Raw genomic sequence first — 19238 nt, 5'->3', positions numbered from 1 at the left:
AATTATTTTTTGTAATCGTAACCAGCAGGTAACTTTATATTCTTCAATTTAGCTTTCACCCATAAAGGAGATAAGAATATACTAGCTCTTAAACTGTCAACACTTTCTAGATTCTTTACAGGCGAAACCATCCAATTGCCATCTTCATCTGAACTTAAAAAATTTCCAAACAAGGACATTCCATCCTTTGAAAAATGAGCAGCATCAATGATTACTCCATATTGCTCTGCATGCAAATTCCCTTGAAGCACCATATTCCACAAAAAACGGTCAAATCTCATAAATCTTTCATAATCAATACCAAACAGATATTGGGCAGTATGTACTAATAACACAATAAACCTTTGATCTAACCAAGTATCCGTACCTAATCTGGAAAAATCTTGATCGGTGTTCTCAAGATTGAGCAATAAATCACAAACAATTTTATAGGAATTTTCTTGTACTGCGATGTCATTCGGCATCATCATACGTTGTTGAATTATAAAATATTCCAAAGTAGAAAAAGAATTTAATATCCTACTTTTTAATTCGCGATCACTTGTTAGATATTCTTTCCGTTCTTGAGGATAAATAGAATAAAAATATTCAGCATACTCCTTTATTGGAAATGTCCTATAGAAATCTACCATTGTATTGTTCTTTCTCAAAACAGGAAAGGTTTCTTCTTCTGTTTTAAATCCACTCTGAACTAACAATTTAATTAATTGAGGTATATCTTTTTTATGCTGGGTTTTCATGCAACATCTTATCGTTGCTATAATGTCATCCGGAAAAGGATATGCAGAGTTCAATGTGACCAAATATTTTTTATATGCTTCTTCATACTTTCCATTAGCTTCATCAATTTTACTTTCCACTAGACTCTTATAGTAATCCCTATAATCATTATTAGCACTAGTGGTTGTATAGAATAAAATAACGGAAAGCAATACTGTTACAATTTTCTTCATAGTGTTAAGTTTCTTCGTTAATAGAAGGGCTCTATTGACCAAAAAGTTTATTTTCAAGGTTTAGGTAATGGAGTGTCTATAGCCCTATGCGTATCACTAACATCTAGAAGTGATTCTCGTGCCACATCACATCGGTCGTTTAACAATCCAGGTCGTTTTGTGTCAGTATATCCGCACTCTTGGTCAGACTTATTAGGGGGCATCCCTCCTTTTATTTCACTCAACTTTAGTTTATTCAAAAACAAGGAGTTGTCTTTCACAGATCTCAAAAAAATACGTTTTTTTTATTTTCCCTACTCTTTCAAAGCTTTTCAGGATTACGCTTTTTATTTTTTACGAAACAAACCTTGCACTTAAAGCCAGTTGCAAGACTTAAACATCCCATTTTTGACACTATGCTTATTGTGTGTCAACGTGGATATTGAAATCTTTTAACGCCTTAATTCTAATAAAATAATTCAACAAAACTACAAATCACATTGCACTTGTAAAAACTAAAGATGGCGAATCTCTACTTGCAATATATGCACGTCTTCGTAATATACTCATCGATTCCAAAGGTAGAAAAAAAACGAATGTTCCAAATATCCCAATGTGTTTTGTACAGGGCAACCGCATCAAATCTTTAGCAGCTTTTTGAGGTAGTCCATATTCAATGCGGCTTTGAATAACCTCTTCCGTAAGGATCGCTTGTCTTTGTATTGCGCATCGACTCATAATCCTCGCCCCCCACACAGATAACTCGCCGGTGCAATTACTAAAATATCGCTTAACTTATGCTTACAACGACCCACTACCCGTGGGTCTTCTACCTTAGAAAAATAATCTTGTATATCCATAACCAAAAGATAACTCTCTATTTTGATGCAGTTGCACTGTAAGTCTCGTTCGTCAGAGCTTTATTTTTTTGTATTTATGTTCTTACAAATAGCTTGATTGATGCTTTTTTAGGCTGTTGCACAATTCTGTGTGCTATGCCTTTCCCTTTTAGTTCTGTTTTTCGTTCTTGGACAAATAAAATGTCGAAAGTTATACTTCCTCATTATCCCTTTCAGGATGAAATTGATTTATCTTCAAGAAGCTTTCCCTGCTTATCCGATGCTTGTGGATATAACAGGGTTAGGCATAAATTTGAGATTATATGCCATTGCTTCAAGATCTTCTGCAATACAGATCCATAAATAATTCCGTTATTGTTTTCACTGCTTTAAGGTAAAGGTGAGCAACACTTCAAAAGGGCGTAGCGGTGTGGTGACTATAGATGTATGAGGCTCGTTTATCGTAATCGCTTCATAATTCATCTGATTGGTGATATTTGATACCAGCAGGTCTATACCCACCTTTTTTCCGTGGTATTTGAATCCCAAGTCGAGGAAGGTAACATTGGAAGAGCTGCCTCTCTTTTTTTCTGAAGTATGGTGATGTTCGGCAGTAGCAGTAGCTGACCATTTGTTAGAGAGCCATACGAGTAGTGTGCCCTTATGTTTTTGCATAAGCAACTTAGGAAGTATCAGCGTCCTGCCCTCAGTACTATTGGATCGATTCTCCATTAGCGAACCTGAATAGTCTAATTTGATATCCGGTGTGATGCGTAAAGATAGATCTGTCCATACCGAGTAATTGTGGGAAATCAAATCAATTTCTTCTTTCTGAATATAAGTTTCTGACCGGCTTCGATTATATAACCCTTTTATTGAGGCATCCAACTTACCTTGCCAGAATGTTTGTGATACTCGAATGCTATTACTCCACCTTGTTGAAATCGAAGGACGCTCTATTTGCTTGAATACTATATAGCCATCCTGTAGTTCGGAGGATGAAGTATATGCCCTTTTGCTATTTGATAAGGTTGTGCTTGCATTGATTGCTGTGCCACTCGTCGGTACCGTATATGATAGATTTAGTGTGCCTGTATGAGTATTTCCTTGATATGGGTTTGGAAGTAGCTCGGTAAGTCTCCGGGAGTCAATTATTTTGAGTCCCGGAAGTTGGCTTGATGCTCCTGAAATATGGTGATAGAAGCGGTATGATCCATCCGCTTTCAGGTTATTAGCCCAATACTTGCTGCCCCTCAGATATAGCTCTGCCTTTACGAAATTCTCATTTTTATGTTGATATTTATAGGCATAGTAAGTAACAGGTAGCTCTGCCATCAGATACCAGTTCCCGATCTTCCAATTGTACTGAGGACTCCAGCGAATACTATTGGAGAGATACTCAGAAAGCTGTTCCGGTTTCTGCAACAACCATGAACTCTCTACTCCTATGTTGTGATATTGTAAGTCCCACTGTAATGTGTTGTCTAATTGGTGTTTCCCCAGGACCCGGTTAGCACCAAGAAGCAGACTGTTGTCCAAAAGACTGCTCTTGATCGATTGATTTCTATGAAAGGATGTGTTTATAGTTTGATTGCGAGATAGATATTTAGCTTTATTATCCAACTTTATCAATCTTTTACCCAGTCTGAAGAGATACGTGGTGCTATTTTCAATCTTTAGGTAGGGGAGTGACAACTTTTGCTCGTATGCTGCATGATCCTGTCTCAGCTGATCTATACTGTTGCCGGACTTGTATTCTAACTTGGTCTTATTGTCAAAGTAGGACCTGTCACCGTTGTGTTCGTAGTCACCCTCTATCACCATTCGCCTCTCTCTTGATTCATAGTCTTGTTCGCCGGTTAGGGTATGCGAGTGACCATCGGGTAGCGTATAGTCGATTGTCTCCTGTTTAGAGGAGTTAAATCTTTCATCACTATAGAGAGCATTGATACGTAGAAACCGGTGGTCTCCAAGTTTGAGCAGCTGATTTCCCGAAAGTACACAGGAGTGATTAAATCTCTGTCGTTTGCCTATTGGCGATCCCTTAAGTGCTTCGCCCATACTTTGGTAAAAGTCGGGAGAGGCGTAATCACTCATCGAAAAGACCAGCTTTCTACTCATAGACAGTTCGTGAGCACGTATCTCTTCAATCACGTCTTTGCCTGTGTCATTGGCTTTAATTAAGTAAAGGCCCTGAGACGTGGAGTTAAACCTCATTATTCGTCCATTTAAGTCGTATAGAAACGGATCCTCTCCAACACCTGCTGATAGCCACGCCCACGCAAGTATTCTTCCTTTGGCTCTCTTCGTTAGTTTGATATTGAGTGCTGCCCTGTCTGATAGTGACTGATCCTCCAGCATTCTGAGAGGTTCGTGGTTGCGATAAATCTCCACTGCAGCCACATCCTCAGGTCTGAGAGAGTTGCTTGCCATACTATACCTTCGCCCGAGCAAGTCCATCTGTTCTATGTAGAACTTATTGATCGGTTTACCCTCATATTTTATCAGGCCTCCATTTCCAATCTCCAATCCCGGCATTCTTTCAAGTACCTGCGCTAAGGTCATATCCTGCTTTTGGGCAAAGGCGGAGGTTCGATAAATGACTGTATCACCCAACTCTCTGATTGCCGGAGCTTTTATCTTCACTTCTCTGAGTTCAAAGGAGGTAGCCTCCATTTCAAGCCTGAGTACCATCCCATTCGAATACTTTACAACTTGTTTGAGAGGCTTGTAACCCAAGAGGATAGCCCTGAGCACCAACTCCTGATCTTGTTCCGGTTGTTTAGAGCTCTTGAATACAAAACTGCCGTCATCTTCGCTCTGAGCGATACTGATAGACTTATTGCTTTTGGCATCTATCAGGTAAAGGATAGCACCGGCGACTTTTTCAGTTCCATTCTTTTGTACGACCTCCCCCGCTATCACCATCTGAGCATGTGACGATAGATTGGTTAGTGAAAATAAGAGTAAAGACAAAACTATGAGGCAGCACCTTTTCATTTTACTCTTTCTCTATGTACTGGTATCGTTTTGCCAGCTCACGGTATCTCTTATCTATTTTGTCGTGGTACATTTGACTCATGTCAGCACCCTTTGAGTACTTCTTCAGTATTGGTCTTGGATCCTTACACGCACAAAGTTTTCTTATCCAAAGCATTTCCTTGTGGCTCACTTCAAGTACGGGTTGATTGTTCATCTTGAACGGAACCTCAATAACTCTGCTTTCAGCCATCTTCTCAAATCCGGTAAGTGTAAATCTATATGCACCATCTGTTGTGTATGCTTCGGTCACCAATCCCGGTAAACCATTGATTTTCCATGGACCGTATGGCATTGAGATCTCCGTGGTGTAATAAACAACCCATTCCCGACCATAAAGAGAAACTATTGCTGCATTCGAAAAATATCCTGCCACCACTTTTGTTGAGTCTGCGAATGTATAACTGCGTTCCTTAATCTGTTCTGAGGTTTTGAAATAATCTATTCCTCCGTGGTCAATTTCTGTGAAACTCTTTTTTTGAGGGTCGAAAAAGACTTTGTTCTTTGTTCCGGGTTGTACATTTCGCATTTGAGCTAAAATTTCATAGCGATCTATGCCACGTTTGATTTCGACATCTCTGATTGAATCTCTTTTTACGGAGTAATAGCTTTGAAATAGACTTTTTCCACTCTTCGAGATATCGAGGATGAAGAGGTCACGAATGACCTCTCCATCATATAAATTTACCTCTTCTCCCTCGTACATAGCTCTATATGACTGAGCATTTGATTGAGCGCAAAACAAAAGGAGAATGCAAATTATGATCGAAATTTTTACTTTCATTTCTAAAAAGTTAATCATAACAATGATCAAATTTATCAATAAAATCTATTGCGACTTTATCATCAGAGAATTTCTCATCGCATATTGTACCTGTACAAGTAGTCCATACACAGTACATCTGTATGTACGGATCTACTTTTGGATTTGCAACCATCTCTTCAACTGTCACTTCAATAGGTACAGGAAAACTCATAGGAGCTTCAGCTATTTTTTCAGCCAAAGAGAAAACTGGTAGGCACATTAATGCCATTGCGGTTAAAACAACTTTTTCATAATTTTTAAATATTAAATTAATAAAACACCTAAGGAAGTTACTCAGGTGACTAAACTTGACGTGTACTGAAAAAAGTTGACACTCGAGGCGGTTAAGTTCGCGATTAAATTTACACTGTTTTTTCTAAAATCCATTTCAGGTTGACACACTAACGTGTACTGAAAAAGTTGACACCCGGGGCGGTCAAGTTCGAGATTAAATTTACACTGTTTTTTCTAAAAACCATTTCAGGTTGACACACTTTTTGTTTTAAGACGACTTTGGGTTTACACCGGCCGAATGCCTTCTCTTTGAGGCATTCATTTTGCGGTACGATCCGGAAGCGATTCGAGGTCGCTCCTCTTCGGGGGCAACAAAGGATTTTTTCGATACGATATAATTATTTTATGTCTTTGGAGATATTGGCTTGTTTGGGGGTTGTTCTTTGAGATTGATTATAGAGGTTTTGTAGTTCTTGTTTACTAACAGGTTTGTATATTTTGAAAAAAATAACAAAGTTTGTTCTTTAATTCGGTTTTTGTATGGGGCATTTTCAGTGGCACTCAAAGTATTATTTGTTTTACCAAAGCTGTTTTTATTTTATTATGTTGAATGCTCAGATTTATCATGTCCTTTGCAAAAGAGAGATTTTTGGCAGTAAAGTCTTCAAAAAAACAGGCTTTACTTCGTTGTTTTATATTATGGTATGAGAAATCTGATTGTTAAAGGTTTTATTTCCTTTCTCTGTGTTCTTTTTCAGACCCGGGTGTTTTCACAGGAAATAATTACTCCTGCGATTTTAGCTGTAGACAGTGTGAATTGTCCTGCTCCGATATTTAAGGACAGTCTTTTTCTGAAGATACCGCGGAGCAGGCAAAACATCTTTCACCACGAGTTTACCAAGGTCGGTTTTGTTCCCGGTTTATTTTTTACGGCTGCAGCTGCAACATGGGGTGAGCGAAAAAGTATTCGGGAAATACGAAATCGATATGTCCCCGGATTTCGCAACCGGTTCGATGATTATATTCAATATGCCCCGGCTGTAGCCACTTATGCTTTGAATATGAGTGGAGTCAAGGGACGGAATAATTTGCCTCGAGCTTTTTTTTCGCATGCAGCGAGTTTGGGTATTATGGCTATTCTGGTTAACACCATGAAATATACTTTTATGGTAGAACGGCCGGATGGATCTGCATGTAATTCTTTTCCTTCCGGGCATACGGCCATGGCTTTTACCAATGCTACTTTTATGCACAAGGAGTATGGCCCTGTCAATCCGAGATACAGTATATTGGGTTATTCCGGAGCTATGTTTACAGCCCTCGGACGAAGTTTGAATAACAGACACTGGGTTTCGGACTTGTTGGGAGGGGCCGGTATCGGTATCCTGTCTACGCAATTGGGGTACTTTTTTATCGATAAAATTTACAAGAATAAAGGTGATAATCTCGGGCTTTTGTCAAAATTCAGAAGTAATGGCAATCCGTCTTTTCTTTCCGTGAAATTGGGAAATGCCACTCCGACGCATAATATGGCCGGCTTTCTGGAAGATGAGTCTTCCCGTTCCCGGTTAGGGTTTGAGGGGGGACTTGAGAGTGCATGGTTTTTTAATAAACGTTGGGGGATAGGGGCGGAAATCTCTTTTACGAGTTTTTCCATTAATCCGTCGCTTCCCTTCTTATTGGATGACGATGATCCGAGCCTGGGCAACGCAAAGTTATTGATGGAATCCATCGGAACCATGAATGTGTCGGTAGGTCCTCAGTTCGGTTATACATTCTCTGATAAATGGTTATTGATGGCCAAAGCTCAATTAGGATTGGCTTTTGGGGCGAAGGGAAAAGTTTCTTTTGAACTTATTCCTCCTGACCCGGTGCTCGGAAAGATTGTAGACATCATCGAATATACGCCCCGTACGGCGTGGAGAGGAGGCTTGGGAACCTCGATTACTTATAAGGTTAACAGCGAACTCGGATTTACATTCTATACCAATTATAACTATTCGAGGCCGACTATCGGATTTCAAGTCGATGAGTTATTTATAGATCCAGAAGATGATTTTCCACCTTATTTTGAAGAGTCGCAACCTTTTGATTATTTGGGTATCGGTTTGGCTTTGACGGCCTTTTTCTAAAAGATCACAGTAAGCATAACTCTTTTGTATGCTTTTATTGTAACTTTGTGCTCGCAATTAAAAATGTTTATAATTTATTTCAATCATAATGGCAAAGGAACTGAAAGAGCTGACACCTCGCAGTGAGAGTTATTCGCAGTGGTATCAGGATTTGGTGATTAAAGCAGATTTGGCCGAAAGTTCGGCAGTGAGAGGTTGCATGGTTATAAAACCTTACGGCTATGCTATCTGGGAGAAGATGCAACGAATCTTGGACGATATGTTCAAGGAAACCGGTCATATGAATGCCTATTTCCCGCTGTTTATTCCCAAAAGTTTTTTGAGCAGGGAAGCCGATCATGTGGAGGGTTTTGCCAAAGAGTGTGCCGTGGTTACTCACTATCGTTTGAAAACAAATCCGGAGGGTGGTGTTGTCGTTGATCCCGAAGCCAGATTGGAAGAAGAACTTATTGTCCGCCCTACGTCGGAAACGATTATTTGGAATACTTATAAAAACTGGATACAGAGCCATCGTGACCTGCCTATTCTGGTAAATCAATGGGCTAATGTGGTTCGTTGGGAAATGCGTACTCGATTGTTTTTGCGTACGGCCGAGTTCTTATGGCAGGAAGGACACACGGCTCATGCCACTTGTGAGGAGGCTGTGGCCGAGGCACGTCAGATGCTCGAGGTATATGCCACTTTTGCCGAAAAATATATGGCTATGCCGGTAACCAAAGGAGTAAAAACCGCCAGTGAACGTTTTGCCGGAGCTGTGGATACTTATACGATAGAGGCTTTGATGCAGGACGGTAAGGCTTTGCAGAGCGGAACTTCTCACTTCCTGGGGCAAAATTTTGCTAAAGCGTTCGATGTTACTTTTACGAATAAGGAAGGAGAGCGTGAGTTGGTTTGGGCAACGTCCTGGGGGGTTTCGACCCGTTTAATGGGGGCTTTGATCATGAGCCACTCGGATGATAACGGTTTGGTGTTGCCACCGAAACTGGCTCCTTTTCAAGTTGTCATTGTGCCTATTTACCGTTCTCAGGAACAGTTGGATCAAATTTCGGCAAAGGTCAAAGAGATTATGGCTAAATTGAAAGCCCGGGGTATCAGTGTTAAGTACGATGATGCAGATAACCGCAAGCCGGGTTGGAAGTTTGCGGAGTATGAGTTGAAGGGGGTTCCTGTTCGACTGGCTATGGGAGGACGTGATTTGGAAAACGGTACCATCGAAGTAGCCCGTCGTGATACGCTGACCAAAGAAACCATGCCGCTGGAAGGGATAGATGCACATATAGAGACTCTTTTGAACGATATTCAGGAGAATATTTTTAAGAAAGCTTTCGATTACCGCGAAGCCCATACCGTGACGGTGGATACTTATGATGAATTTAAGGAAAAAATCGAGGAAGGCGGTTTTATTCTGGCACATTGGGATGGTACGGCCGAAACGGAGGCTCTGATAAAAAATGAAACCAAGGCGACCATTCGCTGTATTCCCCTTAATGGAGATCAGACTCCCGGCGTATGTATGGTTACGGGTAAACCTTCCCGGCAAAGAGTGCTGTTCGCTCGTGCATATTGATATTATAATAGTAAAAGCAATTCTTTTGGCGAGCTATTCGGAATTTCTTTACTTAATTCCGGATGGTTCGCTTTTCTTTTCAGAAAAAGCCACTTTTCTGAACAAAAGAGTTCAGTTAGCTGTAAAATAAAAATAACTGTAATAAATGAAAAATATGAATAAGAAAGTTATTGTTTGGCTTTTTGTCTTAGCCGGAATTATTGCTTCCTGTGCAAAACAGGATAAGACATATATGATCAGCGGAACCATCCCCGAAGTTGCTGAGGCGGAAGGCGAATATGTTTATTTGTATGATTTGTCTTTTACTCTGATGGATAGCGTTAAAGTTAAAGACAATGCATTCACTTTTACCGGAAAAATCAATGATACCATAAATATTGTACAGATAGTTTCCGGAGGTTTTTTTGCCTATGCTATTCCAGAGGAAGGTAATATTACAGCAGACCTTAGTGGCATGTCTGCCAAGGGAACACCTTTGAATGATGAATTACATGCTTATATTTCCTCCATGGACAGTCTTACTACAAATACGATTAAGCATATTGAAGAGTTAGGACGGGATTCTGCTTTAACTCAGGAGCATGTTGCTATGGAGGAGCAAAATCTTGTAAACTCGTATGAACATGCCGTATTATCTCTTTCGGAGGAAGTGTTGAAGAAACATAACAATGATGGTGTGGGGGTTATGGCTATTAAGAATCTTTTCAGATTACCCCAGACAACGCCGGAACAGATTAAGATGTGGAAGTCGATTGCCGGAAAGAAAGTACTCGAAGACCATTTCATTAAATCTTATTTGAGAAGTATACAGAACTTAAACAATACGGAGAAAGGTCAGCCTTTTGTCGATTTCGAGGGAGAAGATCTCCAAGGAAAGAAGGTAAAGTTGAGTGAGTATGTAGGCAAAGGACATTATACCCTGGTGGATTTTTGGGCTTCCTGGTGCGGTCCCTGTAAACGGGAAATGCCGAATTTGAAAAAAGTTAAGGAAACTTTTGGACCGAAAGGGCTGCAAATAGTGGGTGTAGGCGTTTGGGACGAAACGGAAAAACTGCAAAAGGGGGTAGAGCAGTTGGGACTGACATGGCCGCAGATTGTGAGCAATGAAGAAGCTACTACCTTGTATGCCATAGAGGGTATTCCTCATATTATATTATTTGCACCGGATGGTACCATCGTGGAGAGAGGTTTGCATGGTAAAGAAATAGATAGAATACTTAAAAAAATAGCAGAGGAGAACGGTGACAAGCTATAACAATTGATAGCTTTACAAACCATTTTCAGAATTATTATCAATGGGGCTGTGTCAAAATTCGGTTTTGGCACAGCCCCTTTTAGATGCGTCGGAATACGTAAAGTACAAGGAGCTAAGACTGAGGCCCAAGGGGGAGCACCGAAGTACGTGACCGAAGCCAAAGGTCACAGGCAACGCAGTCATTTGCGCATGATGGCGCACCGTCATTTGAGAGATTTGTGATACCTTATTTATTAAATCCATAAAAACGTTATATTGTATAAAAAAGAAATATTACCATTATTAAAGATCCCAGACGATTTTTGTTCATCACATAAATTTCGTATCATAGATGATAAATTGAAGTTTATCCGTATAGAAATACTTTCGGACTATCCTTAATATAGATCATTTCATTTGAACGATACTATTGCTTGGCTCAGATTTGTTGTGTGAATAAAATAATCACAATCCCAATAAAGCGTATTATATTTTCGAATAACATGAAAGCAACGATCGTCTATTATAGTCGTAGAGGAAAAACGGCAGCTTTTGCCCGTGAAATGGCGATGTATCTATGGACAAAAGGTGTTAGCGTTAGTTTTTGTTCTACAGCGGATTTCAAGCAGGAGATGTTGCACGATTGCGATTTTCTTCTGCTCGGCTGCTGGACCGGCGGCTGGTTTGTTGTCAATCAACATCCGCATGACAGATGGGTTGAATTTGCCCGTCAACTTCCATCCGCTTTACCGGAAAATCTTTTGCTTTTTTCTACTTATAAGTTCAGTACAGGCAGCCTTTTCCGTCGTATGAAAAAGCAACTCGACCTTTCGGCTGTCAAGCAAGCGGCTATACTCAAATCCAAAAAGGCTTGTCTCAGCGATAAGCATAAACAGGTGCTGGATGGTTTTATAGCACATATTAAGAAATAAGTTTTATCTCAATTAAATCATTTCTATGGATTCAAAAAAAACAAAAAAATTAACTACGGCTGCCGGAGCGCCGGTTTCTGACAATCAGAATGTGGCAACGGCCGGCAGGCGTGGCCCCATGTTACTTCAGGACGTATGGTTTCTGGAGAAATTAGGACACTTCGACCGTGAAGTAATTCCTGAACGCAGAATGCACGCCAAGGGTTCCGGTGCCTTTGGCACATTTACCGTAACGCATGACATTACCCGATACACTCGTGCCGCTATTTTTTCTGAAATCGGCAAGAAAACAGATCTTTTTGCCCGTTTTTCCACTGTGGCCGGGGAGCGTGGTGCTGCCGATGCCGAGCGTGATATTCGGGGTTTTGCCGTGAAGTTTTACACCGAGGAAGGAAATTGGGATCTCGTGGGCAATAATACACCCGTATTTTTTCTGCGTGACCCACTGAAGTTTCCTGATCTGAATCACGTTGTTAAGCGCGATCCGCGTACAAATCTGCGTAGTCCTCATAATAACTGGGATTTCTGGACTCTTTTACCCGAAGCTCTTCATCAGGTGACCATTACCATGAGTGATCGCGGTATCCCTTATTCGTATCGACACATGCACGGCTTCGGCAGTCACGCTTTTTCCATGATTAATGCTGCAGGAGACCGGGTTTGGGTGAAATTTCATCTTCATACGCAGCAAGGTATTAAGAACCTGACCGATGCCGAAGCGGAAGCTATTATTGGGAAGGACCGTGAGAGCCATCAGCGCGATTTGTATGACAGTATCGAGAGGGGAGATTTTCCACGCTGGAACATGAAAATTCAGGTCATGACCGAAGAACAGGCAAAGAATTGTCCTTTTAATCCTTTCGATTTGACCAAAGTTTGGTCACAGAAAGAATACCCGCTTATCGATGTGGGAGTGATGGAGCTTAATCGTAACCCTGAAAACTACTTTGCCGATGTGGAGCAGGCTGCTTTCAATCCGGCCAATATTGTTCCCGGTATCGGTTTCTCTCCCGACCGTATGTTGCAGGGGCGTCTCTTCTCTTACGGAGATGCTCAACGTTACCGTTTGGGGGTGAACCATCATCAAATACTGGTTAATAGAAGTCGCTGTCCTTTTCTCAACATGTATCATCGTGATGGAGCCATGCGTGTGGACGGCAACTATGGTTCCCTCCTCGGCTACGAACCTAACAGCTATGGTCAGTGGCAGGATAACAATGAATATAAAGAGCCTCCTCTGGAGCTTGATGGTGCAGCCTATCAGTGGGATTTTCGTGAAGATGACTGTGATTATTACTCTCAGCCGCGCGCTCTTTTTCGTCTTATGACACCCGAGCAGCAGCAAACCCTCTTTGACAATACTGCGCGTCATATGGGCGACATACCGGTAGAAATAAAGATCCGTCATATTCGTAACTGCACGATGGCCGATGAAAATTACGGTCGCGGTGTAGCCGGAGCTCTCGGACTGAATTTCGATGAGCTGAAACTGTAAAAGGATAAAATGTTTAGATTTTTTCAAATTAACCGGGGGTCGATACAAGCGAAAGACTTTTATCGAATTCTCGTATTTTGAGAGATTTTTCTTATCCAGATAGAAGGCAAAACCTTACAGGGCCGAAAGACTGTGCCCGGATAAAAGAAAAAGCTGCTCCAAACCATGGGGCAGCTTTTGTGGTTAATCACGTAATGTATTATAATAAGATGTGACCGCGACAGGATTCAAACCTGTAACCGGCTGATCCGTAGTCAGCTACTCTATTCAGTTGAGCTACGCGGCCATGGGGCGTTTCTCAAAAAGTGACCGCGACAGGATTCAAACCTGTAACCGGCTGATCCGTAGTCAGCTACTCTATTCAGTTGAGCTACGCGGCCATTGTTTTTGATAACGAGTGCAAAGATAACGAATTTCTGAGAAAAAACAAGTTCTTGAAGTGAAATACTCCTTTAACGCAGATTCCGGTATCAAGAGCAACACCATTGTAAATTTAGGCCGAAACTTCTTCAAAAAAAGGTTTATATTTCTGCTTTTTCCCTTTTGTGTATTGCAGTAAAGTTACCGGATGCGAATATTCGCAGCCTGTATATCTTCTACAGGAAAAGTTGTCTTGTTGCCTGAGATCGTTATGCTGTTTCTTTTTTCTTTTTTCTCTTTAGGGAGATTTAAGGGTTGACTGTACCGCTTATAGCTGTCGAGAGGCTTGAAGCCCCATTCTAAAACGGGTGCAAAGCGATTGTAATACTTAATGACAATCCGATTTTTACCTTTGTTCAGAGGAAGCAACAGCATCTGTTTCTGGCCGGCCGTACCACGGATGAATTGCGAATGAATCTGTTTTCCGTTAAGAAGCACATGGATACCATTATTATAAACAACCTCCACGGGGAGATCCAAAGAAGACGGACAGACAATGTCTCGAACATAATATATGGCAGAGAGAGCTCCATAAGGAAGTTTTCCATTGTTTTCCATTGTAGCCAGCCATTCTTTTTCAAACTCGGTTTTCGTATTCAGAGTTTTGGGTATACTGCCCAAAACACCGCCTGTTGCTCTGATGTGTGCGGGGGCTAAAACACAGGCATTTCTTTTGATGCGGACAGTTTCCTCGTCTGCTCCGTTTAGCGTAATGGTTTTGTTTGCCGAACCGTTCACTTGAATATCTATTGTTTTTCCCTTTTCTCCTTCGGTATATCGAATTTCTTGAGGCAGATTTTCCGTATACCATGTTTGAGAAACGGCGATATTCCGCCCTGTGTAGTAATCCCCGCAAGTATGTGCAAAGCGTATTTCGGCATTAGAAGGCGAGAGAGTGGTATGCTTGCGTACAAAATCGTGAGAAGTAGCACGGATATTTTCTTCTGCAAAATCTGCACGCAATACAATCCAGGGTTTCTCGGCGATGTCCGGTATTTCGATGTCGATACCCCTTTCCCCGTTGCTGTGCCACTGTACAGGTTGTTCTTTACCGGCTCCGATAGCCAGTATCCGTTCCGGTTTGCAGTTCAGCGGCAACAGCCGGATAATTGAATTTCTGTGCTGGGGTAAAACGAACAGGTACAGACTTTTTCCCTGTCTCGTACATTCGCCCCATGGCATGATATGGTTGTAGGGAGTGTGTCCGGAGCCGTAAATAGCTTTGCCGTATGTTTTCAACCATTGGCCGATTCCTTTGAGTATATCCTCCTCATGTTTCACCACGGAGCCGTCTCCTTTAGGCCCGATATTGAGCAGATAGTTACCCCCGCGGGCAACCACTCTGACAAGGTCGGTGATCTTTTGGTCGATTTTTTCCTGAACGGTTTTTTGTTTTTGCCATGAACGGTACCCCCAAGTTTCCGGGTAAATGGAAGCAGCCGTTTGCCAGGGCATAACAAGAGGCTCTTCAGGCAACTGATTGTCTGCCATAACCGAAAAGTCGTGGTAACCGTTGCCTAACCGGCCGCTTATTTTACAGTCAGGTTGTATATCATGCACCAGACTGTATAACTCTTGACTTTGTGCAGGAGTGAGCGAACCCATGTCGAACCATATTTCGCTGATGGGGCCATAGTTGTTCATCAATTCCCTTACTTGCTGCATATTATACCGATGGTGTTCGGGAGTGATGCTATCCGCATTGTGCGAGCTGATAGGCATGGCCGGCGGAAAATGCCAGTCGATGAGAGAAAAATAGACTCCGAAGTTCAGCCCTTTTTCCCGGCAGGCTTCACTCAATTCTTTCATCGGATCTCTTCTCGATGGTGTCGCTTCTACCGCATTATACGGTGTGGTGGCAGTCTTGAACATACAAAAGCCGTCATGATGCTTTGATGTAAAAACAATGGAGCGCATTCCCGCTTCTTTGGCCAATGTAGCTATTTTGTTCGCATCCCAATTTTTCAGGTCGAAAGAGCGTGCTGCATCTTCATACCAGTCGGAAAAGTGTATGCCGAAGGATAAAATCTGTTCGCTGTATCCTCCGGTCACCGGTTCGTTCATCCACACTCCGCCAAAAAGACTGTAGAGACCGTAATGGATAAACATGCTGAATTTATCCTGATGCCAGCTTTGAGCGTTTGTTAGCTGCTGTAAACCCAGAAAAAATAAAAAGATACTGACAAGTTGACTTAGGAAGCGATTTTTCATGCGGATTCAAATTTTGTTTCTTCGAAGATACGACATCTTGCTTTATCTCTGAAACATGATCGGAGGAGATATTTCAACGTTGTTGGCGAATGTGCAAAAAGACTGCCGGGTAGGGTATAAAAGGGCAGGAGACCGTCTCCAAATGTTCTGTTTATAAGAGCCTTTGAAAGTCTTTTTCGTTCATTTTATAAAGATTTGTGATACAGCCTTTTGCGGAAAGTGAAAATTTTCTGCCTGATGGTTGAAAATTCTTCAGGCAAAGAAAAAAAATCCAAGTTAACTTCGATAAAAATCCGTCAGGCAGAGAATTTCAAACCGTCAGGCAAAGAATTTTTGTCTTTTGAGTCTCTGCACTTCTTTGCTCATTGTGAGTGATTTAGCTATACCGGCTGCCTATATCATAAAACAGCCCGTTTACACGTTATAAAAGGGAGGTATTTTCTTGAGATTAAACCTTGTAAATTATTTCTGTCTAATTTTTGTGCAATGATTGTTTCGTGATTTTATGTGATGGGGCTGTGTGAAAATTCATTTTTGGCACAGCCCCTTTCAGGTGCGTCAGAATGTGTAAAGTGCAAGGTGCTAAGACAGAGGCTCAAGGGAGCATACTGAAGTACGTGAGCGAAGACGAATGTCGCAAGGAACGCAGTAATTTGCAAATGATGACACACCTTCTTTCTTGATTGAATATTTATGGCACGATTTTTGTATTTATTCAAATTAAGGAGATATTTTTATGGAATTGAATTATACGGCAACTTTCAGAAAGGCTTTGGAGCGAAGTTGTGAAATCGCTGCCAATCTTAATATATCGGTCGTTACGGCCGATATACTGACTGTGGCTATTATGGAAGTTGATGAAGACGGTGCAAATCGTGTCTTTTCAAAGTACGGATTAGACACGACGGAGCTATACGGGCAACTCAATGCACGCGTAGCTGCACTGGTGCCCGAATATATCCCATCGACGCCGGTGGTGCCGGAGTTTGATATAAATTGCAAAACCTGTATTATAAAGGCAGCGGAGTTAAGCATGGCGGCAGGAGCTGCCGCCATAGATGTAGAACATTTGCTGACTTGTATTTTATTTACAAAGGGACAACATTTAATCAGAGAGAAATTTATGAAACTGCAATCAGACAAGAGTCAGACATATAATCGTGATGCGGAATCCGATTTGTTGGAGCGGAATTTTTCCAATCCCGTAAACGGATATCAGGAGGATGATTATGAGGAGGAGAATAATTCACCTCAGGATGGCGGCAGCCATTATTCAGAGGGTAGACCCGCAGCGGAAAGTTCGGCGAAAGCTACAGCTACGGGCAGCATGGAACCGCCTACCGAAACTCCGGCTTTGGACAACTTTGGCGTGGATATTACCGAACAGGCTAAGAGCGGGAAGCTGGATCCTGTGATCGGCCGGGAGCAGGAGATCGAACGGGTAATACAGATACTCGGACGGAGGAAGAAAAATAATCCTGTTCTGATCGGAGAGCCCGGTGTGGGTAAAAGCGCCATTGTGGAGGGGCTGGCCCAACGCATTGTTGAACGCAATGTGAGCCGCGTTCTTTTTGATAAACGTATTGTGAGTCTGGATTTGGGCTTGCTGGTTGCCGGCACGAAGTACAGAGGGCAGTTTGAAGAACGGCTTAAGGCCGTTATCGATGAATTGAAGAAAAACCCCAATATCATACTTTTTGTCGATGAGTTGCATACGATCGTCGGGGCCGGAGCAGCCGCAGGCTCCATGGATACGGCCAATATGCTTAAGCCCGCATTGGCGCGCGGTGAGGTGCAGTGCATCGGCGCCACAACGCTTGATGAGTATAGAAAGAGCATAGAAAAAGATGGTGCTCTGGAGCGCAGGTTCCAAAAAATTATCGTGCAGCCTAATACGAAAGAAGAGACCCTTGAGATTTTGAAAAATATTAAGTCGAAGTATGAGGAATTTCATTGTGTATCTTATACCGACGATGCTGTTAAGATGGCAGTCGATCTGACAGACCGCTATGTATCCGGGCGTTTCTTTCCGGATAAAGCCATCGATGCTTTGGATGAAGCTGGTGCCGGCGTACATGTTAAGAATGTTGGTGTACCTCCTGAAATCGAGGAGATGGAAAGAGAGTTGAAAAGTATTCAGGAATTGAAGATACAAACGGTAAAAGCTCAAAACTATGAGTTGGCAGCTTCTTACCGCGATAAAGAGCGGCAGATAGAAAGTGCTATCTCGGAAGCTCGCGAAGAGTGGAAGAAGAAAATGGATCTGCACCGTGAAACGGTAGGAACCGATGAAGTAGCCCGTGTGGTAGCTATGATGACCGGTGTGCCTACTGAGCGGATAGCCAAAGTAGAGCATGAGAGATTGCGTGAAATGGCTCAAAATCTTAAACTGCAGGTTGTCGGTCAGGATGATGCCATTAATAAAATAAGCAAAGCCATCCAACGCAGTCGTTTGGGGTTGAGAAACGAAAAAAGACCGATCGGCTCATTCCTATTCCTCGGCCCTACGGGAGTGGGTAAAACTTATCTGGCAAAGAAGCTGAGCGAGTATCTTTTTGACAGCGAGGATGCTTTGATACGGGTGGATATGAGCGAGTACATGGAAAAGTTTGCCGTATCCAGACTGGTGGGAGCTCCTCCGGGATATGTGGGATACGAGGAAGGCGGACAGCTTACGGAGCAGGTGCGACGGAAGCCTTACAGCGTGGTCTTGCTCGATGAGATCGAAAAGGCGCATCAGGATGTTTATAATCTTATGCTTCAGGTAATGGATGAGGGTTATCTGACCGACAGCGAGGGGCGCCGGGTAGATTTCAGAAACACCGTCATCATCATCACGAGCAATGTGGGTACGCGTCAGTTGAAAGATTTCGGTCGCGGTATAGGGTATAGAGATTTGGAGGATACGTCTGACAAAGCTTATGAAGAACGTATCATTAAAAAGGCTTTGAACAAGACTTTCAGTCCTGAGTTCCTGAACCGTTTGGATGATGTGATCCTGTTCAACAGTTTGGAGAAGTCCGATATCAGACGTATTGTGGACATCGAGCTCAAAGCGATATTGAAACGCATAGCTAAAGCCGGCTATAATCTTTCGCTGACGGAAGAAGCTAAAGACGCCATAGCCCGGGAAGGTTTTGATGTACAGTTCGGTGCACGGCCTTTGAAACGTGCTTTACAAAAAGAAGTAGAAGACAAGCTCACGGATATGATTTTGAACGGGGAGGTTTCTCCGGGAGAAGAGATTGTCTTAACAGCCGATGAAAAAGGAGAAATCGTGCGCGGTTAGAGCCGTATAAAGTAAAAACCGATTACAGCAGGTATAGGAAGTTATTCCGGAAAAATAAGAGGGGGCTGTGTCAAAATTCATTTTTGGCACAGCCCCTGTTAGATGTATC

General features: G+C 42.2%; 12 protein-coding genes, 2 tRNA genes and 1 pseudogene. 7 read left to right on the top strand and 8 right to left on the bottom strand.

What is annotated here, in order from left to right:
* Window positions 1–2 precede the first annotated feature (2 nt).
* The 5 genes and pseudogenes from A3GI_RS0107645 to A3GI_RS0107625 all read right to left on the bottom strand — a co-directional run bounded on the left by A3GI_RS0107645 (window position 3) and on the right by A3GI_RS0107625 (window position 5844).
* Window positions 3–953, bottom strand: a complete 951-nt coding sequence (locus A3GI_RS0107645; protein WP_018360866.1) for a hypothetical protein — start codon at window positions 951–953, stop codon at window positions 3–5.
* 706 nt (window positions 954–1659) lie between these two features.
* Window positions 1660–1792 (bottom strand): annotated as a pseudogene (locus A3GI_RS11990) (transposase family protein); the annotation flags it as partial.
* A 360-nt stretch (window positions 1793–2152) separates the two neighbouring features.
* Window positions 2153–4699, bottom strand: coding sequence for a peptidase associated/transthyretin-like domain-containing protein (locus A3GI_RS0107635; RefSeq protein ID WP_018360865.1), 2547 nt, complete (start codon window positions 4697–4699; stop codon window positions 2153–2155).
* 73 nt (window positions 4700–4772) lie between these two features.
* Window positions 4773–5594: a GLPGLI family protein gene (locus A3GI_RS0107630; RefSeq protein WP_115087403.1), complete on the bottom strand. Its 822-nt coding sequence runs from the start codon at window positions 5592–5594 to the stop codon at window positions 4773–4775.
* A 10-nt stretch (window positions 5595–5604) separates the two neighbouring features.
* Window positions 5605–5844, bottom strand: a complete 240-nt coding sequence (locus A3GI_RS0107625) for a hypothetical protein (RefSeq protein WP_018360863.1) — start codon at window positions 5842–5844, stop codon at window positions 5605–5607.
* 709 nt (window positions 5845–6553) lie between these two features.
* Between A3GI_RS0107625 and A3GI_RS0107615 the strand changes: the two genes are divergently transcribed.
* The 6 genes from A3GI_RS0107615 (at window position 6554) to A3GI_RS0107595 (ending at window position 13209) form a co-directional block, all read left to right on the top strand.
* Entirely contained in the window at window positions 6554–7981 is a 1428-nt protein-coding gene (locus A3GI_RS0107615) for a phosphatase PAP2 family protein (protein ID WP_018360861.1), read from the top strand.
* An 88-nt stretch (window positions 7982–8069) separates the two neighbouring features.
* Window positions 8070–9548, top strand: a complete 1479-nt coding sequence (gene proS, locus A3GI_RS0107610) for a proline--tRNA ligase (RefSeq protein WP_018360860.1) — start codon at window positions 8070–8072, stop codon at window positions 9546–9548.
* A gap of 154 nt (window positions 9549–9702) precedes the next feature.
* Window positions 9703–10803, top strand: coding sequence for a TlpA disulfide reductase family protein (locus tag A3GI_RS11930; protein ID WP_162151357.1), 1101 nt, complete (start codon window positions 9703–9705; stop codon window positions 10801–10803).
* 3 nt (window positions 10804–10806) lie between these two features.
* Entirely contained in the window at window positions 10807–11025 is a 219-nt protein-coding gene (locus tag A3GI_RS10875) for a hypothetical protein (RefSeq protein WP_018360857.1), read from the top strand.
* A 260-nt stretch (window positions 11026–11285) separates the two neighbouring features.
* Window positions 11286–11714 (top strand): flavodoxin family protein, encoded by a 429-nt coding sequence (locus A3GI_RS0107600; protein WP_018360856.1) that lies wholly within the window; start codon window positions 11286–11288, stop codon window positions 11712–11714.
* Between the two features lie 25 nt (window positions 11715–11739).
* Window positions 11740–13209 (top strand): catalase, encoded by a 1470-nt coding sequence (locus A3GI_RS0107595; protein ID WP_018360855.1) that lies wholly within the window; start codon window positions 11740–11742, stop codon window positions 13207–13209.
* A gap of 212 nt (window positions 13210–13421) precedes the next feature.
* Here A3GI_RS0107595 and A3GI_RS0107590 read toward each other — a convergent pair.
* The 3 genes from A3GI_RS0107590 to A3GI_RS0107580 form a co-directional block, all read right to left on the bottom strand.
* A tRNA-Arg gene (locus A3GI_RS0107590) sits at window positions 13422–13495 on the bottom strand.
* Window positions 13496–13515: 20 nt separating this feature from the next.
* Window positions 13516–13589, bottom strand: a tRNA-Arg gene (locus A3GI_RS0107585).
* A gap of 181 nt (window positions 13590–13770) precedes the next feature.
* Window positions 13771–15840: an alpha-L-fucosidase gene (locus A3GI_RS0107580; RefSeq protein ID WP_018360854.1), complete on the bottom strand. Its 2070-nt coding sequence runs from the start codon at window positions 15838–15840 to the stop codon at window positions 13771–13773.
* A gap of 736 nt (window positions 15841–16576) precedes the next feature.
* Here A3GI_RS0107580 and A3GI_RS0107570 point away from each other — a divergent pair.
* Window positions 16577–19129, top strand: coding sequence for an ATP-dependent Clp protease ATP-binding subunit (locus A3GI_RS0107570; RefSeq protein ID WP_018360852.1), 2553 nt, complete (start codon window positions 16577–16579; stop codon window positions 19127–19129).
* Window positions 19130–19238 lie beyond the last annotated feature (109 nt).

Source organism: Porphyromonas macacae DSM 20710 = JCM 13914, assembly GCF_000379945.1.
In the GTDB taxonomy this organism is placed as follows: Bacteria; Bacteroidota; Bacteroidia; order Bacteroidales; family Porphyromonadaceae; genus Porphyromonas; species Porphyromonas macacae.
This window is presented reverse-complemented; position numbering and strand designations above follow the sequence as displayed.